This window comes from Flavobacterium olei, assembly GCF_039749035.1.
Taxonomy (GTDB): domain Bacteria; phylum Bacteroidota; class Bacteroidia; order Flavobacteriales; family Flavobacteriaceae; genus Flavobacterium; species Flavobacterium olei.
On record NZ_JBDKWC010000004.1, the window covers coordinates 1 to 25,425 of the forward strand.

The window sequence follows — 25,425 nt, forward strand, 5'->3', positions numbered from 1 at the left end:
CTAAAATCTAAAATCTAAAATCTAAAATCTAAAATCTAAAATCTAAAATCTATCCCGAAGCCTCGGGACTAAAATCTCAATATGGAAATTAAGGAACGATATTTGAAAATGAAATAATGACTTTAGTTTAGTAATTTTTAATTTTGATTTACTTTAAAATAAATGTGTTATGCAAAATTTGGAAGTTGTAGAAGATAACAGAATGTCTAAACTAATCATCGGATTAGTGTTGGACGGAATCGGTATGATTTCATTTACGATTCCTTTTTTGGGTGAATTTTCAGATGTGGTTTGGGCTCCTATTGCAGCAATTATTATGGCCCGAATGTATAAAGGAAGAGTGGGGAAGGTTGCCAGTGTTTTGACTTTTGTAGAAGAAATAATTCCGTTTACGGATATTATTCCGTCATTTACCCTGACGTGGATTTATACTTATTTCTTTCAGAAAAAATAAAAAAGGCGGTTCAGTTGAACCGCCTTCAAAATTTTTTGGGGCAAATTTATCGGATTATAATTTTTCTGGTGTATTGTATTTTCTTACTCTGCGGATTAACCACTTTTATTAGAAAAACTCCTTTTGAATGCAACTGAATATTTTCCTGTGTTTTTCCTCGTACTTTTTGTTTCCATATTTCTTTTCCCGAAATATCATATATTTTAAGATCTGAGATTTCTGTTTCTTCATTATCAATAAAAACAGAGAAAGATCCGCTGCTTGGAACTGGCCATACTTTAAAAGAATTGTTTTTGCTTTCTGTGATTACTTCATCTGTTCCTAATGTCAGACTTTGTCCGCTAATGATGTTCACTTTTCGTTTCATTGTTCCGCCTTCAGAATCCGTAACTGTAAATTCAAAAGAACATAATCCGTTTGCATCGGGTGTAAAAGCTACGATATCGGTGTTTAAAACTGCATTTCCGTTTACAATATTCGAAACTGCATACGAAACTCCATTTGTGAATCCGCGTGATAGTTTTTGAATATTGATATCGATTTTACTTCCGTCAGGAGATTCATAGTGTGGTAAAGACATCCATTGCAAATAAGCATCTAAATTAGTGTAACCATCATTATTCGTATCTGCATTAGAATCTGAGAAATCGCCAATAGCAGAGTTTATATTTGTGCCTGTTATTGTTTCCCACCAATTTGGTAAACCGTCCTGATCGCTGTCCCAATCTGCATTTCTAACCACCGTTGGATAACTTTCGAATCCTCCAACATCCGATTCATTATCCGGAAAACCGGGTTTTCCCGTTACGCTTCCGACCGCAGAATAAGTTCCGTTTAATGTTTCTGCGATAATGCGCTGATCGTGATCGTCAAATTCGGGTTGGGTGCAGCCTACATCTGAAAGTACAATTTTATAAGCATTTTTTGCTGATTGCGTTGTTACGTAAGAGGGGAAGAATGGCGTATTTACAAAATTATCATAAGTAACGGAATTACCGGATGCTTTTCTCCCGGCTGTCTGATTGCTTTCGTCGAAATAACCGGGCATTACGTTTCCATTGAAATAACATTGCTGCATTCCGGTTCCAACTCCTTCATTCTGCTGATTAAATGCCACAAATATTTTTGTTCCTGCTCCGGGTTTATAGTAATTGTTAACAAAATTTACCTCTTTGGTTCCGCCATCTGTAGATCTGTTTCCCCAATTATAAACCACATTATTGGTAATGTCCATTCTTCCTGTGTAGGCACCGCTTCCATCCAGTCCGCCTCCGAGACTCCAGTTTCTACCGTAACAATGCGCTAAAAGATTGTGGTGGAAACTTCCGATATCACCACCGATTGTGGCTGCATATCCATGTTCTGTACCTGTCGGATAATTTTGATGGTTGGCTGCATTTAAAGCTTCGGAGATAAGAGTTCTTTGAAGTGTGATATTTTTTCCGGATCGGGAACTGAAGGATTCGTCAATTGTCCAGCTGATCGAGCAATGGTCAATTATGCTATTATCGGCTCCGGTTAATCCCATTCCGTCATAAGTTGGTCCTGCGCCAATTCTAACACGAAGATTCTGAACCACCGCATCATTTCCTGTTACTCCAAACGGAGCAGATTTAATGGTAATTCCTTTTCCGGGAGCCGTTTGTCCGGCAACGGTTACATAGGGCTGACTTAAAACCAGACGTGATTGTAACTGAATAATTCCTGCTGTATTAAAAATAATTGTTCTGGGTCCGATATCATTTGTAACAGCTTCACGAAAACTCCCCGGACCGCTGTCATTTAAATTGGTTACCGCTACTACTTTTCCGCCGCGTCCGCCGCGTGCAAAACGTCCGTATCCTTCTGCTTCAGGAAAAGCCAATTGTGCAGGACGAAAACGCCAGACATTTCCTTTTTCAATTCCGTTAGTGCAAACTTCATCAATGCGCCAATAATAAGTAGCTCCTGTATAAAGTCCGTTTACCTGGTAAGAGTTACTGGCTAAAGCCTGATTGCCTTTAAATTCCGGAGAAGACGTTGTCGCATTGTCAACAGCAGCCTGATCTGCCCCAAAATAAATGTTGTGCGAAACTGCATTTGCAGCAGACGTCCATTGCAATAATTTTCCGCCAGAACTTAATTCGACATGTTCGTCATTTTGTTTTGGACTTGGATTTGTTGCCTGATAAAAGATATTAGGTGTGTTAAGCTCAAATCCGTTTAAAATGAAGTTTTTAATGTTTTCTGTTCCCGAAGTTTCTGCAGACATTAATAAGACAACATCATTTCCTGTTACAGCCTGAAATTTCAGATAAACAGATTTGGCATCTGTTGTTTTTGTAGCTCTTACAGATGGAATTAAATTGTCTGCCACTAAATTACCATCGATTGAAATATCGATCGGACTAAAATTATTTCCTGAAGGACTGTCTACAGCATTAAAAAAAGCTAAAACAGTATGCTCTCCCGTCGCTAGTCCACTTATTTTTAGTTCAATTCGAGCACCCAGATTAGCAGTTGCTCCTTTTACTGTAAGTCCGTCACAAACTAATCGGGCATAATATGGAGCCTGAATTCCTGCTTTATACCAGTTCGTTCCAAGTGCATCTCCATTATTTCCTACACGGCTTACAGTAAATGTTATGCCTTTTTCCGTATAAGTGCTTGTGTTTCCCGAGGCTACTACCCAGGCGGTATAATCTGGATCATTCACTTCAGTTTTAGGTCTCGCTGACTGGTCAAAGTCAATTTTTACAATCGGATTCTGTGCAGAAATCTTCTGGATTGGCGCAACAAGACAGATTACTGCCACTATTCCACAGAATTTTAAGTAATTTTTCAGCATGTCAAAAGGTGGTTTGGTTAGTAAGTATAGATCAGTCATAACTATTTTTTAAATAACTGAATATCAGGTTTAAAAAGTAATTATCACTATAGTAAAGATTGTTATTACTACAAATAAAAGTATCCTGCACCATCCTGTTCTGGTTGGTTATTTCGTGTTAATTTTGGATAAAATGAAGGTGATTCGTTTTTTTATATTGAATTTTTGTGAAGTTTGTATTAGATGAATACAAGGATTTAATCCACTTTGCCATAAAAAAGGAAAGTTGAAGAATAAATCCTCCAGCACTGAAAAATTTTAATATAAGGAGGATATTTATTTTACAAAAGCATTTGAACCAGAATGGTTTTCAGTCGAAAAAAAGCGAAAAGCGAAAATTAATCTTTAAATAAGAATCCAAGTCCCATTCCTTTAAGCATTTTTTTTTCAAAATTCCAAAAGAAGCGAAATTGTCCAAAAATGGTTCCGATTGCAACCAGTAGAACCTGGTAAACCGGAAGAATAACTAATAAACGGATTAAAGTAAACCACACTGCACCAAGATCTTCTTTGTGAATTCCGACCCAGTCGCAAAAAGGTTTCGAAATCCATGCGGATGCAGATCCGGTGATAGCAAAAACAATAAAAATAATTACGGCTTGTAGATTGGAAGTAATTCCCCAGCGTTGTTTAAGTTTCTCCATTATTTATTTATAACCTTTACAAATATACTAACATTATCTTAGTGGTACATAGCCCGCGAGTTTTTGTTTGTAAGTATTTTGAAAATAAATCATATAGTTATAAATGAGGTAATTTACTTCATATCCATAACGAATCTGTTGCTGATAATCAATCGTCATTTCATAGAGGTTGGGATTGTAGCGATTAGGTTGAGAAGCTCTTATATTCCATTCTACTACATATTGGTAATTTTTATTTTCCAGATAAGATAGAGTGTAATAATTTCTCGGAAGAGCGCGGGAATTAAGCCAGGAGCTAAATCCGTTGTCAATGATTATAACTTCGTATTCTAAAGAATCATTTGCGATTCTAACGGTATCATTTCCTTTTTTGACCGATTTTGTATCTGTCGTACCCGCAATATTTTGCGAAGCCGAAGAGCAGGCAATTATGGTGCAGATAATGATTAATATGGAAATGCATTTTTTCATACTTTAAATTTACGAATAAATTTTTTAAGATGCTAAGTTTCTGAGCCTCGATCCATACATTTCAAGACTAGGTTTTGTTAAAATAAAAAGCCGCCTGCATAGCAAACAGCTTAATGTATTTTTTTAAAGTCTCAAAACTTTAGTTCTGAGGCTTCGTGATAGTATCTACGAATCTTAGAACCTCAGATTAGGATTTTCCAAATAACTTACCAATAAAACCGGCAATTCCTCCTTTACTCTTGGTAACTACCAATACATCGGCCACATCTACTTTTCCATCATTGTTCTGGTCCAGACCAAATTGCATTCCGTATTTAGAAATCGTATCCATCAATCCAGATGCCTGGGTGCTGTTTCCTGAAATTGCCGAAATAACATCAGAAATTTGGAAACTGTTATCATTGGGATCTTTTGCTTTATTTACTAACGAATTTAAAATCTGAGGAATCATATTGGAGGCCACTCCCGTAGAATCGGCACTGCTTAGACCGAATTTTTCTCCAAGACTGCCGCTCAGTTCCTGTTGAATTTTCTGAACCACAGGATTTGTACTGTCTATTGCTTCATTACCGGCAAATAATCCGGCTAATTGTTCTCCGCCGCCTTCAGAAACCAACTTTTGAAGACTGCTGAAAATAGAAGAACTTGTTTCGCTGATCACGGCTTGATTATGTTCGTCCGGAACAGCAGCATTGTTTACTACAGCATCTCCGCTGTATTGTTGTACTAATTGGGTTAATTGTTCAAACATAATATATAGAGTTTTAAATTACACACCAAAATTAATAAAAAGAAAGGGATTTACTACAAAATTGTAATAAATCCCTATAAAGATAAGTTATTTTTTAATTGCTTAGCTTAACAACGTAATAATTTGAGAAGCTAGTTCTGTACCAATTCTGTCTTGTGCCTCTCCGGTTGCAGCTCCAATGTGTGGGGTCAGTGAAATTTTAGAATGCATTAAGATAGCCATTTCCGGTTTTGGTTCGTTTTCGAAAACGTCCAGACCTGCAAATGCCACTTTTCCGGAGTCTAAAGCTGCTACTAAAGCTACTTCATCAATAACACCTCCGCGTGCGCAGTTTACAATTCCAACGCCGTCTTTCATAATTTCAAGTTCTTTCTCTCCAATAATGTAACCATTCTGAGCAGGAACGTGAAGAGTAATAAAATCTGCTTCTTTAAATAATGATTCTAAAGATTGAGAAACCACTTTTGTAGTAATAGATTGTCCGTCAAAAAATTCAACTTTAATATCCACTTCAGGAATAAAACTATCTGCTGCAATAACTTTCATTCCTAAACCAAGAGCCATTTTTGCAGTAGCTTGTCCGATACGGCCAATACCAACAATACCTAAAGTTTTCCCTCTTAACTCAGTTCCGTTTGCATATGCTTTTTTCAGACCGTCAAAGTTTGTATCTCCTTCAAGGGGCATATTTCTGTTAGAATCGTGCAAGAAACGCACGCCGTTAAATAAATGTCCGAAAACCAATTCAGCAACAGATTCTGAAGAGGAAGCCGGAGTATTAATTACATGGATTCCTTTGCTTTTCGCATAATCCACATCTATATTATCCATACCAACACCACCACGGCCAATAATTTTGATTCCGGGACAAGCGTCGATAATATCTTTACGAACTTTAGTGGCGCTGCGCACTAAAATTACGTCTACATTGTTTTCATTAATATAATTAGCTACTTGTTCCTGAGCTACTTTTGTAGTGATAACTTCAAATCCGCCTTTCTCTAAGGCCAGAATTCCACTTTTAGAAATTCCGTCATTTGCTAATACTTTCATTTTTTGATATTTTGTTTATTTGGTTAATCGTTTATTTATTTAATCGATAACCAACTATTATGTTTTTCTTTTGATATTTTAAAGCAAAGATTTTACGATTAAACGATTTAACAATTAAACTTTACTTTCAAGCGCTTTCATTACATCAACTAAAACCTGTACGCTTTCAATTGGCATAGCGTTGTAGATGGAAGCTCTGTAACCACCAACAGAACGGTGTCCTGGCAATCCTGAGATATTGGCTTCTTTCCATAAAGCATCAAATGTTGCAGCATGATCCGGGTTGGTCAATAAGAAAGTAACATTCATGTTGGAACGGTCTTCTACATTTGCAGCACCTTTAAATAATGGATTTCTGTCGATTTCGGCGTAAAGTAATTCTGCTTTAGCGTTGTTTAATTTTTCAACAGCAGCAATTCCGCCTTTTTCTTTAATCCATTTTAAAGTTAAAAGAGAAACATAAACAGAAAAAACAGGTGGAGTATTGTACATACTTTCTGCTTTGATATGTTTAGCATAATCTAACATACTTGGAATTGTTCTTCCGTTTTTACCTAAGATTTCTTCTTTAACCACTACTAAAGTTGTTCCTGCAGGTCCCATATTTTTTTGAGCTCCGGCATAGATTAAATCAAATTTTGAGAAATCTAATTCACGTGAAAATATATCAGAACTCATATCGCAGACAACCGGAATATTGGTTGCCGGAAAATCTTTCATCTGGGTTCCGAAGATTGTATTGTTACTTGTGCAGTGAAAATAATCTGCATCTGCAGGTATTTGGTAACCTTTTGGGATATTAGTATAATTATCTTCTTTTGAAGAACCTACGATAACTGTTTCACCGAAAAGTTTAGCTTCTTTTATCGCCGCAGTTGCCCACGTTCCAGAATCCAGGTAAGCTGCTTTTCCGTTTTCTTTCATTAAGTTATATGGAGCCATTAAGAATGCTGTACTAGCACCACCTTGTAAAAATAAAGCCTGATAACCTTTTCCCTGAAGTCCTAATAATTCTAATGCAAGCGAACGAGCTTCCTCCATCACTTCTACGAAATCTTTGCTTCGGTGCGAGATTTCAAGGATTGATAATCCTGAATCATTAAAATTTAAAATTGCTTGTGATGCCTTCTCAAAAACTTCCTGAGGTAAAATACTTGGTCCTGCGCTGTAGTTGTGTTTTTTCATGGTTGTTGTTAATAGTCGAAAATTTTAAAGACGCAAATTTCGGCAATAAGAGCCGAAAAAGCGTTAAAATATTCGAAATAATTAAACAATTTATTACTTTGTTGTTAACAAAAACGTTATAGTATCGACATTATCTGCGTAATCCCACAATTGGGGTTTTTGTGTTTCTCCAAATGCAATATTGTTCGATATTAAATTGCTGCTTACTATACACTGAATCTGATCGGAGTCATTTTGCAATCGTTTTTCCAGTTCATCGGCGTTTTCATAATATTCGTAAAAAACACTCGAAATAGGCGAGGCGTAGCTTGCGTCTTCCTTTAAAGTCAAAAATCCGTTATCCAGCAATTTGAAATTACTCATTAAAAAAACTGCCTTATTGTAATCGTAATTATTAGCATATTTTTCGTAATGTATAACATCCTGATATTTAAAAATGGCCTGAAAAAATGCATCAAAAGTATATCCTTGCGGAACAAATAGTTTGGAAACATTGCGGCATCCCAAACCAAAATACCTGAATATATCTTCGCCCAGATTTTCTAATTCTTCCGTAGTTTCTTTTCCGGTTAAGATCGCAACAGAATTTCTGTTTTTTCGAATAATCGAAGGTTTGTCTTTAAAATAATATTCAAAATATCGGGAAGTATTATTGCTTCCGGTTGCAATAACAGCATCGAAATTCTCCAGTTTCCCTTCCACGAAAGTGATTTTATCTTTTAAATTTTCATCAACAGCAATTAAATATTTTGCTAAAAAAGGCAAAAGATGCTGATCGTTTGAGGAAGTTTTGATTAAAGCCTTATTCCCGGTAATTAAAACTGATAAAAAATCGTGAAAACCCACAAGCGGAATATTTCCCGCCAGTATTAAAGCAACCGTCTTTTCTTTTGTAAGATTCTGATCGCCTAAGGAATATGCAGAAAGCCATTTGTCAAGGTTTTCTTTTGTTAGTGCTTCTGCCCAGGATTGCAGTGAAAAATATACCTGTTCCGGCGTGTACCATCCATTATGAGATTGTGATAAATGAATTAGCTTTTCGAAATCATCAAAAAAGATATCATTATATAAAACGTCAGATTTTTGCACAGACGCTCCTTCAGAAAACTGACTTAAAAATTTTCCTAATTCAACAAAAACACTTTTTTTTGTTTCTAATGTCATAATGTTTGCTTATGAATTGTTTTGATTGTAATTTTGCACAAAAATAAGTTTTTTTAGCGGTAAGCGATACGCTTTATGCAATAAGCTTTAGAAAAAAATAATATTAGCAAATAGCTTAAAGCTTAAGGCTTAAAGCATAAAATAAAAAAGATGGCAATTATTATAACTGACGAATGTATCAATTGTGGGGCTTGCGAACCGGAGTGCCCGAATACAGCAATATATGAAGGAGCAGATGATTGGAGATATAAAGATGGTACAAGTCTTTCTGGCAAAATAGTTTTACCTGACGGAACTGAAGTGGACGCAGATGATGCTCAAACTCCAATTTCTGATGAAATCTATTATATTGTGCCTGGGAAATGTACAGAATGTAAAGGTTTTCATGATGAGCCTCAATGCGCGGCTGTTTGTCCTGTAGACTGTTGTGTACCGGATGATAATCATGTGGAAGATGAAGAAACCTTGTTGGAAAGACAGGCGTTTTTACACAACGAATAAAAAATTAAGTAGTTTTACTATAATCCCGGTATATCCGGGATTTTTTTATGCCGTAAAACTATTCTATTTAGTAAAGTTAGTTCTCTGATTATTAATGTTTTATTTTTCAATGATGATTTATTAATAAAAATTTAATACTTTAGTTGAAAATTTAATAACGCCTATGAAGAAATTACTACTTTTTTTTGTCGTATTATTTAATATAAGCGGTTTTGCCCAAAGTCAGGAATATTCTATTATTGTCAAAGACATCGAGACTTTGGAACCAATAGAAAATGCCACTGTGGTGATCTTAAAAACCCAGCAAATTTTATTGAGTAACGAACAGGGTATTGTAACTTTTATGTTAAGCGGCGGTTCTAATATTCAGGTTTCAGAAACCAATTACGAAGATATTACGGTACGATGGACATCTTTAAACGGAGATCAGAAGTTTGTTATTTATTTAAAAAGTAAAGATAATAAACTCGACGAAGTAGTTTTATCTAAAGAATCTCCCGAAAAAATACTCCAGAAATTAGTCTCTAATTCGATAAAAAAAATTAGCGTTTCACATCGCCAGAAAGTATATGTCAGAGAATTTTTTATGCTGGACAATCAATATTCCTATTATAATGACGGATTGGTGAATTTTCAGTTTGATAAAAATAATAATGCCACTACTTTGCTGGTGGAGCAAAACAGATCGTACGGACTGTTGGAAAGCGATGTTAGTGCCGATCTTAAAGGTTATGATCTGAATAATATCATGGAGAATTATTCCAATTTTAAATATTTTGATCCTTTATTAGATTCCAAATCAAAGAAAGAATACGATTATACAATTAAAGGACATTCTACCAACAAAGAATATTATGTAATGTCGGTGAGTCCTTTGGATAAAGCTAAAGAAGGGATTGATAATTTTCAGATTATTTATGATCCTGTTAAAAAGCTTATCTTAGAATTCACTATTTCGGTAACACCCGCAAGTCTGAATAAGCTGGAAGAAAAAACAAAAGAAGGGGAAAAGAATCTAACGAAATCTTTTGTAAAAGTAAACTACAGGTGCGACGGAAAAGATTATTATGTCTTATGTTCTAATGAAGAAACGGGTTATAGTGTTATTCAGAAAGAGAAAACTAAAAACATTCAGGTGCGTAACAGTTTTGTTACGACAGGTTTTAATAAACAGAATTTCACGTATAGCGAAAGTGATGTTTTTAAAGAAAAATCCCTTTTCAATAAGAAAAATAAAATCCTGACCAATTACTGGGATATTTCAGGATTTAAAGCAACCGATGAAGAAAAAGCCATCATCGCCTCTCTCGAGTTTAAATTGTAATTAATAAATAGAAAAGAAAAATCCTGAATTGTGAAGTTCAGGATTTTTTGTTTTTATATGATGAAGTTGTTCAGATGGAAAACAACAATTCTTAGAAATTAAATCCAAGTCGTGCGTAATAATAAGCTCCGCTGAAACCCATTTGTACAGCGTCCCAATATCCTCCGGCTTCTGTATTACCTTGCTCATCTTGTTTGGTTGGATAAACATTCAGTAAGTTATTGCTTCCGACGCTGATTTTTAAATTTTTACTCAATTGATAGCCCACAGTCAGATCTGTAATTAATCGCGGATTGTAAACATCATCTTCATCGGCATAATCAACCAAAACTACTTTACTGAAACGGGTAAAAGCTAATCCGGCATCAAATTTCTTTCGGCTGTAATTTAAGTTAAGGCCAAATTTATTATCCGGAGCAGACGCCAGTAAAAAAGCTCTTTCTCGTTTTCCAAAGAAAGTGGCTTCATCCAAAGTTCCGTTTTGAACATTGTCAATTTTCATATCATTAATATTCCCAACCAAAGTTGCTCCAAGCTGGGACTCGCCAAATTTCTTTTTCCACGAAAGTACTAAATCCAGTCCATGAGTGCTAGTATCTACACCATTAACGAAAAATTGTGCTTCAGAAACGCCAAGGTTCAGTGCAGATGCATCAAAATATCCGGTAAGTACGATACGGTCTTTTACCTTAATATAATAACCGTCTATGGTGGCAGTAAAATCGCCAAATGATGCGGTAAAACCTAACGAAGCATTTAGTGCTTTTTCTTCGTTTAATTTCTGAATTCCAAAGGCTCTTGTTACCGGACTGTCATTTGGTGCCAGTAAAACTTCTGTTGCGCCACTTGAATTAAAATTCGTAAAACGCAGGTTATAATAAATCTGCGCGAGTGACGGAGCGCGGAAACCTGTACTTACAGAACCTCGTAAATTTATATGATCAGAAAGTTTAAGTCTTGAAGCCAATTTTCCGTTTACAGTGCTTCCGAAATCGCTGTAATTTTCAAAACGAACTGCCGCGTTAAACATTAAAGCTTCTGTAACATCTAATTCGGCATCTGCATATAGAGAAAAATTGGTTCTGTCTTTGTTTACCTCATTTGCAGGACTGTAACCAGGAAAACCCTGAGAACTTCCTGGTCTCGGAATAGTTGGTGAAGATTCCGGATCTGTAGGATCGTAATCCGGATTGGGAACTGTTGGCGCGCTTTGCGTTGTAGGGTCGGTTATGGGTTGTCCGTTTGTATCGTAAGTGGTATATGAACCTTCTTCACCTGCAAAAATCTCAAATTTCTCAACTCTGAATTCACTTCCAAAAGCGATGTTTAAACCACTTAATACAGAATCATAGTTTTTTGAAATATCAAAATTAGTTGTGTTTTGAAGTAAGCTATGTCCTCCCGCATCAAATTCCAAAGGAGAGTTTTCTTCCAGCGAAGCATTTATTGTTCCTTTAATGTCGTATTGAAATTTATTTTTACCAAAAGTATTACTCAAATCCAGTTTCCATCCTCCGGAAGTTTCAGTTCTGATTCCTGCTGCGACAGAATTATCATTTATTTTTGAAGTAATTCGAGGCGTATAACCGCCGGGATAAACAGATTCTACAACTCTTTCACCATCATTTCTGGTAAAAGCGTAAGCATCAGTATCTCTGAAGTTGCTTCCTCCAAAGGCATAAAATTCTGTTTTATCTGCAATCGGAATAGTCAGGTTGGCAAATAAATTGACACCAGTCATTTCAGCGTCGCCAAAACCTTTTCTAAAATCATAAGCAGGTCGCAGCGTTTTATTTTTGTTTAAAAATTCTCCTGTGATATTTACAAAACCTCCTTTACTGCCAATTTTTGTTCCATAGTTGGCCGCAACTCTAACCGAACCTCCATCAAAATCCTGATCCTTTCCATATGAATTTCCGTTCCCGTTCAGATCCAGTCGATAACCTTTTGTATTGGGAGTTCCGGGTAAAAATTCTCCTTTAGCATGGGTGTTAAATACGCCATAAGTAACAGAACCTGTCAATTCATCGACATTATCATTCGTTACAATATTTATAACACCCGAGATAGCGTCTGAACCATATTGCGCAGAAGCTCCGTCTCTCAGAATTTCTATTCTTTTTATAGAAGCTGCCGGAATTGCATTTAAGTCTGTTCCGGTGTTTCCGCGTCCGCGAGTTCCAAATAAATTGATTAGCGAAGATTGGTGTCTTCTTTTTCCATTAATTAAAACCAAAGTCTGATCGGGTCCCATACCTCTTAATGATGCCGGATCAACGTGATCGGCACCGTCAGAACCAGATTGTTTATTGGCATTAAAAGAAGGCGCAACATATTGCAAAAGCTGATTGATTTCTATTTTCCCACTTTGTGTTGTTACCTCTTTTACATTTATAACATCAATGGGAACGGCAGAATTTACAACAGTTCTTTTTGCATTTCTGGAACCAACAACCACTACATCACTTAAAACCTGACCTCCGCTTTCGTCTAAAGTAACATCGATTTTGCTGCCTGAAGTACTTTTTTCAACCGTTCCAAATCCGACATAACTAAATATTAAAGTAGCTCCTTCTTTGACTTTAATGGAATAACTTCCTTCAAATCCTGTCGACACTCCATTGCCTGTCCCTTTTTCTAAAATATTTACTCCTGGCAGCGGTGCGCCGGATTTATCTGTGACGACTCCCGTGATTTCCTTTTGGGCAAAGAGGAAAGCCGAGTTGAATAGCAATAAAAATAATGCAATCTTTTTCATGAGTTTTGGTTTTTTGGTTTGTTTTTTTGTTGATTAGTATTATAAATGTAGTGTTTTTTAACAAAAAATTAGTAAAATGTTTAAAAATTTATTCAATTAGCTTTATAATTATATTATTGAACATTTTTACTTCCTGCAAGAGGTATTAAATCTTATATTTGCAAAATTTTAAAGCCAAAAAATATCATTTTGGCAGAAATAGAAATTCGAACAGTCAACGGGTCTTATATATTGAGGCTCAAACAAAATAAATACAAATCAACAGATGAAAGCAGGAATTGTAGGATTACCAAATGTTGGAAAATCAACATTATTTAATTGTTTATCTAATGCTAAAGCGCAGAGTGCAAACTTTCCGTTTTGTACAATTGAACCCAATATTGGTGTTGTAAACGTTCCGGATCCAAGAATCAACAAATTAGAAGAATTGGTAAAACCAGAACGTGTGCAAATGGCCACTGTAGATATCGTAGATATTGCAGGTTTGGTAAAAGGCGCAAGTAAAGGGGAAGGTCTTGGAAACCAGTTTTTAGGAAACATCAGAGAGTGTAATGCCATCATTCATGTTTTACGTTGTTTTGATAATGACAATATTGTGCATGTTGACGGAAACGTAAATCCAATTCGTGATAAAGAAACTATCGATATCGAATTACAGTTAAAAGATCTTGAAACGATCGAAAAACGTCTTGAAAAAGTAAAACGTGCAGCAAAAACAGGAAATAAAGAGGCTCAGACAGAAGAATCCTTGTTAAACAGAATTAGAGAAGCACTTTTACAGGCAAAATCGGCAAGAACGATTATTCCACAAAATAATGATGAAGAGGTTTTAATGGAAGGTTTCCAATTAATTACTGCGAAGCCGGTATTATATGTTTGTAACGTGGATGAAAGTTCTGCCGTAAATGGAAACAAATATGTAGATCAGGTTCGTGAATTGGTAAAAGATGAAGAAGCTGAGGTTATCATCCTTTCAGTAGGTGCGGAAGCCGATATTACAGAGTTAGAAAGCTACGAAGAGCGTCAGGTTTTCCTGGAAGATATGGGATTAACAGAGCCGGGAGCTTCTGTTTTAATTCGTGCTGCTTACAAATTATTAAAACAACAAACCTATTTCACGGCCGGAGTAAAAGAAGTTCGTGCATGGACCATCAATATTGGAGCAACTGCGCCACAGGCAGCGGGAGTTATCCACACTGATTTTGAAAAAGGTTTCATTCGTGCCGAAGTTATTTCATACGAAGATTACGTTCAGTACGGTTCTGAGGCAAAAGCAAAAGAAGCAGGGAAGTTTAAAGTTGAAGGAAAAGAATACGTGGTTAAAGATGGTGATGTAATGCATTTCCGTTTTAACGTTTAATTTTTTTTTGATATTAGAAGAAAGAGGGAAGAAGAAAGAAGAAAGAATATAGAGTAAAGAATATAGAATATAGATAAACCGTTGGAGAAATTCAGCGGTTTTTTGTTTTACCGCAAAAAGATCCAGGAAGAATTTACTCAAAGGTTTGCAAAGATTTAATATTATAAAATTGCAAGGCTTACATAGATTACTTTATGTCAGGCTGAGCGAAGTCGAAGCCCCGCAAAGATTGGCAAGTCACTTTTAGATTTTCTTACTTGTCCTTCTCCCGTACCCCGGGTCGTTCGGGAAAACAAAAAATGTTTATAAATCTGTTTTATTTGCAAAATCTGCGAGAAAAAATCCTCTTAATTTACGCTTCCGCGAAAGCGAATCTCAAAAATAGTATAGTATTTTAATGCAGAATAATTTTTGGCTAAAAAATTGGTTACAGAAAATTAACCAATACTAAATCTAAAACCAATCTATCAAAATGGTAAAAAAAGCACTCAAATTTCTCGGCTGGACACTTTTCGGAATTTTCAGTTTTCTTGCTTTATATGTCACATCAGTTTTACTTATTTCAAAAATTACCGTCAATTCAGATACTGACTTTATAAAACAACAAAAAACTGTTCCCATTTACATTCTCACAAATGGGGTTCATACCGATATTGTAGTTCCTGTTCATAACGAAATCAAAGACTGGCGAAATCAAATTCAGTTTAGTCAGACCAAATCAAAAGATTCTTTAATGAATTATATTGCTTTTGGATGGGGCGATAAAGGATTTTATCTGGACACGCCCGAATGGTCCGATCTGAAAGCAAGCACAGCTTTAAAAGCCACGTTTGGAGTAAGTTCTTCTGCCATGCATACCACCTTTTTTAAACAGCTGCATGAAGGGGAAGATTGCAAACGCATTTTGATTTCAAATGAAAATTATCAAAAATTAGTCAATTATATTTCAGATAGTTTTAGTGATCCAATTCATCCGCAATGGATCGAAGGTCACAGTTACGGAAAGAAAGATGCTTTTTATGAAGCAAAAGGAAGTTATAGTCTTTTTTATACTTGCAATACGTGGGCGAACAGCGCTTTAAAAGCTGCCAATCAAAAAGCAAGTTTGTGGACGGTTTATGATAAAGGGATTTTTTGTCATTACGAATAATTTCACATGGAAAAAATATAAAATTCATCTAAAAAGCAAGAATTAACCTTTTCGAATATTGCTTAAATTTGAGTGTATCTCAAAAATCAGCATATGAAAATCAAAAATATTCTATCAAAGACGTGGTTTCTGTTAAAAAACACTTTTCTTGAATTTAACGAAGATAACGCCATTAAACTTAGTGCCGCATTGTCCTATTATACCATTTTTGCATTGCCGCCTTTATTGATTATTATTATTACAATTTGCGGATTCTTTTTTGGTGAAGATGCTGTAACAGGCCAGTTGTACGGACAGATAAATGGTTTGGTAGGAAATGGCGCTGCAACTCAGATTCAGGAAGCTATAAAGAATGTCGAGTTATCGGGAAGCAATGTTTTTGCAACCGTTTTTGGTATTGTAATGCTGCTGATTGGAGCATCGGGGGTTTTTGCTGAAATACAAAGTTCTATAAATTTTATTTGGGGTCTGCGTGCAAAACCGGATAAAGGCGTCAAGAAATTTATTCAAAACAGATTAATGTCGTTTTCTATGATTGCATCTGTTGGGTTTTTAATGATTGTCAGTCTTTTTATCAATACAATATTAGACGTAATGAGTGCGCGCTTAAAATTGTACTTTCCCGAAAGCACGGTTTATCTATTTTATGTGGTCAATATAATTATTGTTCTGGCGAGTATTACATTGTTATTTACCATTATTTTCAGAACCTTGCCCGATGGTAAAATTAAATGGAAAGATGCTATTATAGGATCCAGCGTTACGGCAGTCCTTTTTATGATTGGTAAATTTGCAATTGGTTTTTATCTGGGTAGTTCGACCGTAGCATCTGTTTATGGCGCTGCAGGCTCGGTGATAATTATTTTGGTGTGGGTTTATTATTCGGCAATTATTCTGTATTTTGGAGCAGAATTTACCAAAGTATACGCAAAATCTTACGGAGGTAAAATTTATCCTAACGAATACTCGGTTGAGATTCAGAAGGAGATTTACGAAATAAATCCCGAAAAACAAGAACAAGCAAAAGAAAAAATATGAAAATTATAGCCTTTGGAGGAAGTAACAGCACACAGTCGATCAACAAACATTTAGCCACTTACGCCGCTAGTTTATTTGCAAACGCAGAAGTTGAAGTTTTGGATCTAAACGATTTTGCAATGCCCGTTTTTAGCGTTGATTTAGAAAAAGAAATCGGTCAGCATGAAGTTGCACAATCTTTTTTAAACAAATTAAAAGAAGCCGATATTTTGGTGGTTTCAATGGCGGAAAACAACGGAAATTATTCTGTTGCTTTTAAGAATGTTTTCGATTGGAGCTCGCGAATTGAGAAAGATGTTTTTCAACAAAAACCAATGTTACTTTTAGCGACTTCGCCAGGAGGTAGAGGCGGTTCATCAGTTTTAGGAATTGCTGAAACACTTTTTCCGCGGTACGGAGCCGAAATTAAGGCAACTTTCTCATTACCAGCTTTTGGCTCGAATTTTGATTTAAAAGAAAACAGAATCTCAAATCCAGAATTGGATCAACAATTAAGAGATATAGTTCAATCCAGTTTTTAAATTTATGCCTTTTAAAAAAAGTGTTTTTATTTTTCTTCTAAATATAATTTTCATTCAGTTAACTGTTTCACAAGGGTTAACTGAAGTGGATAAACTTGTCGCGAAATATCCAAAAAGCTTTAGTACTACTGAAAAATTAGCCGATAAAATCGAAAAAGATTTTAATTCTGATGAAGAAAAGGCGCGTGCTATATACACGTGGATTGCCTTAAATATAAGATACGATTATAATGCATATTTGAATCCGCAACGGGTACAGGGTTTCAGTTATTCCACAGAAGCAGAAAAACAGCGAAAAATTAAGCAGCTCAATGATAATTTAATTCAGAAAGCATTTAATTCTAAAAAAGCAGTTTGCGAAGGTTTTACTGCTTTGTATCAGCATTTGGCTTCGTTGGTTGGACTAAAGTCAGAGATTATCCGTGGCGATTCTAAAACCAGTGTCCGTGATATTGGCAGAAAAGCAACTTCATCCAATCATGCATGGAATACGGTATTAATCAACAGAAAATGGATTTTGGTAGATGTAACCTGGGGTCAGGGGTATTATGACAGTAGTAAGGGCAGAATGGTTAATGATTTTGATCCTGTATATTTTGATACAGATCCAAAGTATTTTTTTGCTAAACATTATCCGGATTCCGGAACTTTTTTGGGAGACAGAATCAGTAAAGATGATTTTTTAAATGGTCCGTTGATTTATAACAGAACGATTACCAATGATTATGAAATTAAAGCTCCCGAATCGGGAATTATTGAAGTAAGAAGAGGCAGTACTGTTAATTTTGAAATTAAAAATGTTTCAAAGGCTAATCAGATCTTTTATTTAAATAAAAAAAATCAGGCTGTTAAAGTTCAAAATCCAAAAGCAAAACGTGGAAGTCTGGAATTTGAAATTTTAGTAGATAATAATGTTGTTGATTATATTACTATTTTCGTTGATACGAATAGTATAGTTTCCTTTAAAGTAGTTTCAAAGTAACTTCTCTAAAACACTCTTATATATTCTGATTTTTCCTCAAATTGCCGTACCTTAGCAAGGAATCGAATCGAATTTTAAGCTATGGAAACAACTTTTTTGAAATCAATTTTAGATAATGATTTCTATAAATTTACAATGCAGCACGCTGTCATAAAACTTTTCCCGAAAGCTAAAGTCCGTTATGAATTTATCAATCGTGGCAAACATATTTTTCCTCCCGGTTTTGCCGCTTTACTGCGCGAATCTGTAGACGCGCTGGCAGATCTTCGCCTGACGAAAGCCGAAAAGGAGTATCTGGCAAAATACTGCCCCTATCTTGATCCCACTTATTTAGATTTTTTACAGGGATACCGTTATGATCCTTCGGAAATTCAAATTACACAAAATGGATCAGAGATTGAAGTAAAAGTGGAAGGTTTCTGGTATCGCACCATTTTATGGGAAGTGCCTTTGATGGCCTTAATTTCAGAACTTTTTTATAAAGCGAATCATCTCATCCGCGCAGACGATGATAAAATAAAAGAAATTACAAAAACCAAGATTGACAGTTACAATGCTTTGGGAGTTTCAATTTTAGAATTCGGAACCAGAAGGCGTCATTCTTATGCTGTTCACGACTTGGTTAATGAAACTTTGAAAACCTTTGGAAAAGAGAGTTTTATTGGGACAAGCAATGTGCATTTTGCAATGTTGAACGACAAACGTCCACTGGGAACGCACGCTCACGAATGGTTTATGTTTCACGCTGCTGTATACGGTTTTCAGACTGCCAACTTAATTAGTCTGGAACATTGGACACAGGTTTATGGCGGTGACCTCGGAATTGCCTTAACGGATACGTACACCACTGATATTTTCTTCGATCAGTTTGATAAAAAATATTCTAAACTTTTTGACGGCGTTCGCCATGATAGTGGAGATCCCATCGAATTTGCTCAAAAAGTCATTACGCATTACAACAAAATGGGGATCGATCCGAAATCTAAAATCATTGTCTTTTCGGATTCTCTAAACGTCGAAAAAGTAAAATTAATTTCGGATTTCTGTAAAGATAAAATTAAAATGTCATTTGGCATCGGAACCAATTTTACCAATGATACAGGTTTACCGTCGATGAATATGGTTATTAAATTAACCGAAATCAAATCTGAAAATACAGACTGGCAGGGCGTGGTAAAACTTTCAGACGAAAAAAACAAAAATACAGGAACGCCGGAGATGATTGCACTGGCCAAACAAGTACTGGGAATCAAATAGATTTTTTTGCTGAAAAAGCAGTTTTTTTATAATTTTAGCGCCCGTTTTATTTTAAAATCAATTTAAATAGTTTTAAACTGTTATTATTCATAACAAAAAATGAATACGCTTTTATTTTTTACCGATAAATGGTACATTAGCCAAAAATCCTAAATTCATTTATGCTAGAGCAAAATCAATACAACGAAGATAATATTCGTTCACTCGATTGGAAGGAACATATTCGTATGCGTCCGGGTATGTACATCGGGAAATTAGGGGACGGATCATCACCTGATGATGGTATTTATATTCTTTTAAAAGAGGTTCTGGACAACTGTATCGATGAATTCGTTATGGGTGCCGGAAAAACAATTGAAGTAACCATAAAAGACAGAACGGTTTCTGTTCGTGATTACGGACGTGGAATTCCGTTGGGTAAAGTCGTAGACGTAGTTTCTAAGATGAATACAGGAGGGAAGTACGATTCTAAAGCTTTCCAAAAATCGGTTGGTCTAAACGGAGTCGGAACAAAAGCAGTAAATGCATTATCCAATTATTTCCGTGTAGAATCTGTGCGTGACGAAAAACAAAAAGCAGCTGAATTCTCTGCAGGAAACCTGGTTCAGGAAGAAGATGTAATTGAGACTACAAAACGTAAAGGGACAAAAGTAACTTTTACGCCAGATGAATCTATTTTTAAAAATTATAAATTCCGTTTAGAATATGTGATTAAAATGGTCAAAAACTATTGTTATCTAAACAATGGTCTGACGATTATTTTTAATGGAGAAAAATACATTTCAGAAAACGGACTTCGCGATTTATTAGAAGAAACGATCAACGAAGACGACTTAGAATATCCGATTATTCATTTGAAAGATCACGATATCGAAGTAGCGCTGACGCATAGTAAAACTCAATACAGCGAAGAATATCACTCTTTTGTAAACGGTCAGAATACAACGCAGGGAGGAACGCACTTAGCTGCTTACCGTGAAGCAGTGGTAAAAACGATTAGGGAGTTTTACAATAAAAACTTTGAGGCATCAGACGTTCGCAAATCGATTGTAAGTGCGATTAGTATCAAGGTAATGGAACCGGTTTTTGAGTCTCAGACCAAAACCAAATTAGGTTCTACCGATATGGGTTCAGATGACGGAACGACTCCGGTTTCTGTACGTACTTTTGTAAACGATTTTATCAAAACCAAATTAGATAATTATTTACATAAAAATCCACAGACAGCCGAAGCTTTATTGCGTAAAATTCTTCAGGCAGAACGCGAGCGTAAAGAATTATCCGGAATTAGAAAACTGGCAACAGATCGCGCTAAAAAAGCCAATCTGCACAATAAAAAGTTAAGAGATTGCCGTGCGCATCTTCCAGATACCAAAAACCCTAGAAACTTAGAAAGTACGCTTTTTATTACCGAGGGAGATTCGGCTTCTGGATCGATTACAAAGTCGCGCGACGTAAATACACAGGCGGTTTTTAGTTTGCGCGGTAAACCTTTGAATTCATACGGAATGACGAAGAAAATCGTGTATGAAAACGAAGAATTCAATTTACTGCAGGCCGCGTTAGATATCGAAGACGGATTAGAAAAATTACGTTATAATAATATCGTAATCGCAACCGATGCCGATGTCGACGGAATGCACATTCGTTTGTTGTTAATCACTTTCTTTTTGCAGTTTTTCCCTGAATTAATAAAAGAAGGGCATTTGTATATTTTGCAGACACCGCTTTTCAGGGTTCGCAATAAGAAAGAAACGATTTATTGTTATTCTGAAGAAGAAAGAAAAGACGCGATCGAAAAACTAAAACCAAAACCGGAGATCACACGATTTAAAGGTTTAGGAGAGATCTCGCCAGACGAGTTCAAAAACTTTATCGGAGATACCATTCGCCTTGATCCTATTATGATGGATAAAAATACTTCAATTGAGCAGTTGTTGTCTTTTTATATGGGTAAAAATACGCCGGATAGACAGGAATTTATCATTAAGAATCTTAAGGTAGAGATTGATGAGTTGGAAGAAGCTTAGAATAAATATATAAATGCAATTGTCAAACGATCTTCAAAATAAAGTACTATTCCAACAAGTTGTCGAGTTGCTTCAAAATGCCCGACAAGAGGTTTTGCGTACAGTAAATTCTACGATGACAATAACTTATTTTGAAATTGGAAGAATTATTGTTGAAGAAGAGCAGAACGGGAAAGACCGCGCTGAATACGGAAAACAATTATTAAAAGGACTTTCTCAACAGTTGACCAAAGAGTTTGGAAAAGGATTTTCTATTAGGAATTTAGGACAAATAAGACAATTCTATATGACTTATTCAAAATCCGAGTCACTGTCTCGGATTTTTGAAATTCAAAAAGCGCAGTCAGTGACTGCGAAATTCAAATCACAAAAAACGCAGACGCTATCTGCGGAATTTAATAAGTTAGATTATCAAACTTTGTCTTCGTTTTTTCAATTGAGTTTTACTCATTATGTCTTTTTAATGCGAATTGATGATGAAAAAGAAAGAAGATTTTACAAAATAGAATCTGAAAAAAATAATTGGAGTGTCCGTGAATTAAAGCGTCAATATGATTCTGCACTTTATACACGATTAGCTTTAAGTCGGGATAAAGAAGGAGTTTTAAGACTTTCGGAAGAAGGACAAATTATAGAAAAACCTAAAGACATTATCAAAGACCCTTATATACTTGAGTTTTTAGGCTTACCAGAATTGAATCAATATTCTGAATCTCAATTAGAGGAAGAAATTATCAATAAACTGGAACATTTTCTATTAGAATTAGGTCACGGTTTTACTTTTGTCGGAAGACAGCAAAGAATTACTTTTGAGGATAAACATTTCAGAATTGATTTAGTTTTTTATAATAGGATATTAAAATGTTTTGTTCTTGTTGATCTGAAAATAGGTGAATTGAAACATCAGGATTTAGGACAAATGCAAATGTACGTCAATTATTATGATAGAAAAATGCGTTTGGAAGATGAAAACAAAACAATTGGGATTGTTCTTTGCCAAAATAAAAGTGAAGCCGTAGTTAGATATACTTTACCAGAAAATAACGAACAGATTTTTGCGAGTAAATATAAAACCGTTTTGCCAAGTGAGTCAGATTTAAAAAGGCTTATTGAAAACATATAACATCAAATTTATAATTTCGAATATAAATAATGAAAGACGAAGAAGACGATAACATAATTCCAAACGACGACGAAAACAATCAGGACGAAAACCAAATTGATGACAATCAAAATGGTAATGACGATGAGATTATCGATGTAGATGCCAAACATTTTGAAGGACAGCATTTCTACGAAAATCAGGAAGAGGAAGGAGAAGATGTTATAACTAAAGTAACCGGAATGTACAAAGACTGGTTTCTGGATTATGCATCTTATGTAATCCTGGAACGTGCTGTTCCTGCTATCGAAGACGGATTTAAGCCAGTTCAGCGTCGTATCATGCACTCGCTTAAAGAGCTGGATGATGGTCGTTATAACAAAGTTGCAAACGTAGTTGGTCACACCATGCAGTATCACCCTCACGGAGATGCCAGTATTGGTGATGCTATGGTACAAATTGGTCAGAAAGATTTATTAATTGACTGTCAGGGAAACTGGGGAAATATACTAACAGGCGACGGAGCTGCAGCTTCGCGTTATATTGAGGCACGTTTATCTAAATTTGCTTTGGAAGTTTTATATTCTCCAAAAATTACAGATTGGGGAGTTTCATATGACGGACGTCGCGCTGAACCGAACAATCTTCCGGTAAAATTTCCACTGCTTTTGGCACAGGGAGCAGAAGGAATCGCGGTTGGACTTTCAACGAAAGTTTTACCTCATAACTTCAATGAGTTAATCGATGCTTCAATTAAAATCTTAAAAGGCAAACCTTTTACGCTTTATCCTGATTTTATGACTCAGGGTATTGCAGATGTTTCCAATTATAATGACGGAATGCGTGGCGGACGTGTGCGTGTGCGTGCTAAAATTTCGCAATTAGATAAAAATACACTGGTAATTACACAGATTCCGTTTTCGACCAATACAACAACTTTGATTGACAGTATTTTGAAAGCCAATGAAAAAGGTAAAATCAAAATCAAGAAAATTGAAGACAATACGGCTGCGGAGGTTGAAATCTTAATTCATCTTTTTCCCGGCGTTTCGCCAGATAAAACAATCGATGCATTATTTGCCTTCACGGCCTGCGAAACTTCTGTAGCACCTTTAGGCTGTGTAATTGAGGACAACAAACCGTTATTTATAGGTGTTTCTGAAATGTTGAAAATTTCAACAGAGAGAACTGTTGATTTATTGCGTCAGGAATTAGAAATTCATTTAGAAGAATTAAAGAATAAATGGCATTTTTCTACTTTGGAGAAGATTTTCATCCGCGAAGAAATGTACATTGATTTCAAATTATATGGTGATAGAGAATCGCTTTACAAATATTTGTATGACAGATTTGAGCCATTTAAAAAACAATTTGTCAGAGAAATCAATGATGACGACTTGTTGCGTCTGACACAAATTCCGATGATTCGTATTACACGTTTTGATTCCGACAAAGCAGATGATCTGATCGCAAGATTAGAAGACGAAATGAAAGAAGTTGAACACAACTTAGCCCATTTGGTAGATTTTGCGATTTCTTATTTTACAAAGTTAAAAGAGAAGTACGGAAAAGGAAGAGAGCGTCAGACAGAACTTCGAATTTTTGATAATGTTGAGGCAACAAAAGTAGTTTTGCGAAATACAAAATTATATGTAAACCGCGAAGAAGGTTTTGTAGGAACCAGTTTAAAGAAAGACGAATATGTTGCAGATTGTTCTGATATTGATGATGTGATTGTATTCTTGCGTGATGGTACCATGATGATCACAAAAGTCGATGCCAAAACGTTTGTAGGTAAAGACATTATACATATTGCAGTGTTTGATAAAGGCGATAAGCGTACCATTTACAATATGATTTATCGTGACGGTAAATCAGGACCATCCTATATAAAGCGTTTTAACGTCACGGGAGTAACCCGTGATAAAGCTTACGATTTGACCAACGGAACTAAAGGTTCACAAGTAGTTTATTTTTCGCATAATCCAAACGGAGAAGCTGAAGTTGTAACTATTTTACTTCGCCAGATAGGAACGATAAAAAAACTGAAATTCGACATAGATTTTGCTTCTTTGGCTATTAAAGGCCGTGCATCCAAAGGAAATTTGGTTACCAAATATCCAATCAAGAAAATCGAATTAAAGGAAAAAGGAATTTCGACTTTATTACCTAGAAAAGTTTGGTTTGACGATACGGTTAGACGTTTAAATGTGGATGCAAGAGGAGAATTGCTGGGTGAATTTAAACCAAGTGATAAGATTTTGGTTATCAGTCAGACTGGAAAATTAAAGGTAATTATTCCGGAATTATCTACGCACTTTGATGAAGATATGATTGTCTTAGAAAAATGGAAACCTAAAAAGCCAATTTCTGCAATTTATTATGATGGAGAAAAAGAGCGTTATTTCTTAAAACGTTTCCTTGTAGAAAATGAAGCAAAAGAAGAGAGTTTTATTACCGATCATCCAAATTCACAGTTAGAGATCGTCTCGACAGATTATCGTCCGGTTGCACAATTGGTTTTTGCGAAAGTCAAAGGAGTTCAAAAAGATGATCTTCATGTGGACATAGAAGACTTTATAGCTGTAAAAGGTATTAAGGCACTAGGAAATCAATTGACGACTGATAAACTAAAACAGGTTAATTTATTAGAGCCTTTACCTTATGAAGAGCCTGTCGAAGAAGTTCCCGAGAAACCGGAATTATCCGGCGAAGATTCAGTTGAAACAGAACTGGATGATGATGGCCAGATAGGTTTGGTTTTAGAATAATAAATAACAACCGCTAAGAGATAAAATCTTAGCGGTTTTTTTA

Annotated in this window: 20 protein-coding genes; 12 read left to right on the top strand and 8 right to left on the bottom strand. The window is 35.6% G+C overall.

Going from position 1 to position 25,425, the window contains the following annotated elements; translation table 11 throughout:
- Positions 1–169: 169 nt before the first annotated feature.
- Positions 170–454 carry a hypothetical protein gene (locus ABEB31_RS10880; protein WP_347051677.1) on the top strand — a complete coding sequence of 95 codons (285 nt, stop codon included), beginning with the start codon at positions 170–172 and terminating at the stop codon, positions 452–454.
- 46 nt (positions 455–500) lie between these two features.
- Here the strand turns inward: ABEB31_RS10880 and ABEB31_RS10885 are convergent, their stop codons facing one another.
- The 7 genes from ABEB31_RS10885 to ABEB31_RS10915 all read right to left on the bottom strand — a co-directional run bounded on the left by ABEB31_RS10885 (position 501) and on the right by ABEB31_RS10915 (position 8,588).
- Entirely contained in the window at positions 501–3,320 is a 2,820-nt protein-coding gene (locus tag ABEB31_RS10885; RefSeq protein ID WP_347051678.1) for a T9SS type A sorting domain-containing protein, read from the bottom strand.
- 338 nt (positions 3,321–3,658) lie between these two features.
- Positions 3,659–3,964 carry a DUF6787 family protein gene (locus ABEB31_RS10890; RefSeq protein WP_347051679.1) on the bottom strand — a complete coding sequence of 102 codons (306 nt, stop codon included), beginning with the start codon at positions 3,962–3,964 and terminating at the stop codon, positions 3,659–3,661.
- Positions 3,965–3,997: 33 nt separating this feature from the next.
- The gene (locus ABEB31_RS10895; protein WP_347051680.1) at positions 3,998–4,435 is read right to left on the bottom strand and encodes a DUF6146 family protein; all 438 of its coding nucleotides are present in this window, start codon (positions 4,433–4,435) and stop codon (positions 3,998–4,000) included.
- A gap of 187 nt (positions 4,436–4,622) precedes the next feature.
- Positions 4,623–5,186 carry a DUF937 domain-containing protein gene (locus tag ABEB31_RS10900; RefSeq protein WP_347051681.1) on the bottom strand — a complete coding sequence of 188 codons (564 nt, stop codon included), beginning with the start codon at positions 5,184–5,186 and terminating at the stop codon, positions 4,623–4,625.
- A 102-nt stretch (positions 5,187–5,288) separates the two neighbouring features.
- Complete coding sequence (locus tag ABEB31_RS10905) at positions 5,289–6,239, bottom strand: D-2-hydroxyacid dehydrogenase (protein ID WP_347051682.1); 951 nt, start codon at positions 6,237–6,239, stop codon at positions 5,289–5,291.
- Between the two features lie 114 nt (positions 6,240–6,353).
- Positions 6,354–7,424 (bottom strand): 3-phosphoserine/phosphohydroxythreonine transaminase, encoded by a 1,071-nt coding sequence (gene serC, locus ABEB31_RS10910; protein ID WP_347051683.1) that lies wholly within the window; start codon positions 7,422–7,424, stop codon positions 6,354–6,356.
- Between the two features lie 93 nt (positions 7,425–7,517).
- Positions 7,518–8,588: an acyl-CoA reductase gene (locus ABEB31_RS10915; protein WP_347051684.1), complete on the bottom strand. Its 1,071-nt coding sequence runs from the start codon at positions 8,586–8,588 to the stop codon at positions 7,518–7,520.
- A gap of 150 nt (positions 8,589–8,738) precedes the next feature.
- Between ABEB31_RS10915 and ABEB31_RS10920 the strand changes: the two genes are divergently transcribed.
- Together ABEB31_RS10920 and ABEB31_RS10925 are read left to right on the top strand one after the other, a co-directional pair.
- Positions 8,739–9,089 (top strand): 4Fe-4S dicluster domain-containing protein, encoded by a 351-nt coding sequence (locus ABEB31_RS10920; RefSeq protein ID WP_111366760.1) that lies wholly within the window; start codon positions 8,739–8,741, stop codon positions 9,087–9,089.
- Between the two features lie 163 nt (positions 9,090–9,252).
- Positions 9,253–10,413, top strand: coding sequence for a peptidase associated/transthyretin-like domain-containing protein (locus tag ABEB31_RS10925; RefSeq protein ID WP_347051685.1), 1,161 nt, complete (start codon positions 9,253–9,255; stop codon positions 10,411–10,413).
- Positions 10,414–10,504: 91 nt separating this feature from the next.
- Here the strand turns inward: ABEB31_RS10925 and ABEB31_RS10930 are convergent, their stop codons facing one another.
- Complete coding sequence (locus ABEB31_RS10930) at positions 10,505–13,171, bottom strand: TonB-dependent receptor (RefSeq protein ID WP_347051686.1); 2,667 nt, start codon at positions 13,169–13,171, stop codon at positions 10,505–10,507.
- Positions 13,172–13,436: 265 nt separating this feature from the next.
- Here ABEB31_RS10930 and ychF point away from each other — a divergent pair, with 265 nt between their 5' ends.
- From ychF to ABEB31_RS10975, 9 genes are all read left to right on the top strand, one after another.
- Positions 13,437–14,531: a redox-regulated ATPase YchF gene (gene ychF / locus ABEB31_RS10935; RefSeq protein WP_347051687.1), complete on the top strand. Its 1,095-nt coding sequence runs from the start codon at positions 13,437–13,439 to the stop codon at positions 14,529–14,531.
- A gap of 472 nt (positions 14,532–15,003) precedes the next feature.
- Positions 15,004–15,681 carry a TIGR02117 family protein gene (locus ABEB31_RS10940; protein WP_347051689.1) on the top strand — a complete coding sequence of 226 codons (678 nt, stop codon included), beginning with the start codon at positions 15,004–15,006 and terminating at the stop codon, positions 15,679–15,681.
- A gap of 93 nt (positions 15,682–15,774) precedes the next feature.
- Entirely contained in the window at positions 15,775–16,719 is a 945-nt protein-coding gene (locus tag ABEB31_RS10945) for a YihY/virulence factor BrkB family protein (protein ID WP_347051690.1), read from the top strand.
- Positions 16,716–17,240, top strand: a complete 525-nt coding sequence (locus tag ABEB31_RS10950) for an NADPH-dependent FMN reductase (RefSeq protein WP_347051691.1) — start codon at positions 16,716–16,718, stop codon at positions 17,238–17,240. Before ABEB31_RS10945 ends, ABEB31_RS10950 begins: the two co-directional genes overlap by 4 nt.
- A 4-nt stretch (positions 17,241–17,244) precedes the next feature.
- Positions 17,245–18,222 carry a transglutaminase domain-containing protein gene (locus tag ABEB31_RS10955; protein WP_347051693.1) on the top strand — a complete coding sequence of 326 codons (978 nt, stop codon included), beginning with the start codon at positions 17,245–17,247 and terminating at the stop codon, positions 18,220–18,222.
- Between the two features lie 81 nt (positions 18,223–18,303).
- A complete protein-coding gene (gene pncB, locus ABEB31_RS10960; RefSeq protein ID WP_347051694.1) occupies positions 18,304–19,479 on the top strand; it encodes a nicotinate phosphoribosyltransferase in 1,176 nt (391 codons plus the stop codon).
- Between the two features lie 161 nt (positions 19,480–19,640).
- Complete coding sequence (locus tag ABEB31_RS10965; RefSeq protein ID WP_347051695.1) at positions 19,641–21,509, top strand: DNA topoisomerase IV subunit B; 1,869 nt, start codon at positions 19,641–19,643, stop codon at positions 21,507–21,509.
- Between the two features lie 19 nt (positions 21,510–21,528).
- Positions 21,529–22,632: a PDDEXK nuclease domain-containing protein gene (locus tag ABEB31_RS10970; protein ID WP_347051696.1), complete on the top strand. Its 1,104-nt coding sequence runs from the start codon at positions 21,529–21,531 to the stop codon at positions 22,630–22,632.
- A gap of 29 nt (positions 22,633–22,661) precedes the next feature.
- Positions 22,662–25,382, top strand: a complete 2,721-nt coding sequence (locus ABEB31_RS10975) for a DNA gyrase/topoisomerase IV subunit A (protein ID WP_347051697.1) — start codon at positions 22,662–22,664, stop codon at positions 25,380–25,382.
- Positions 25,383–25,425 lie beyond the last annotated feature (43 nt).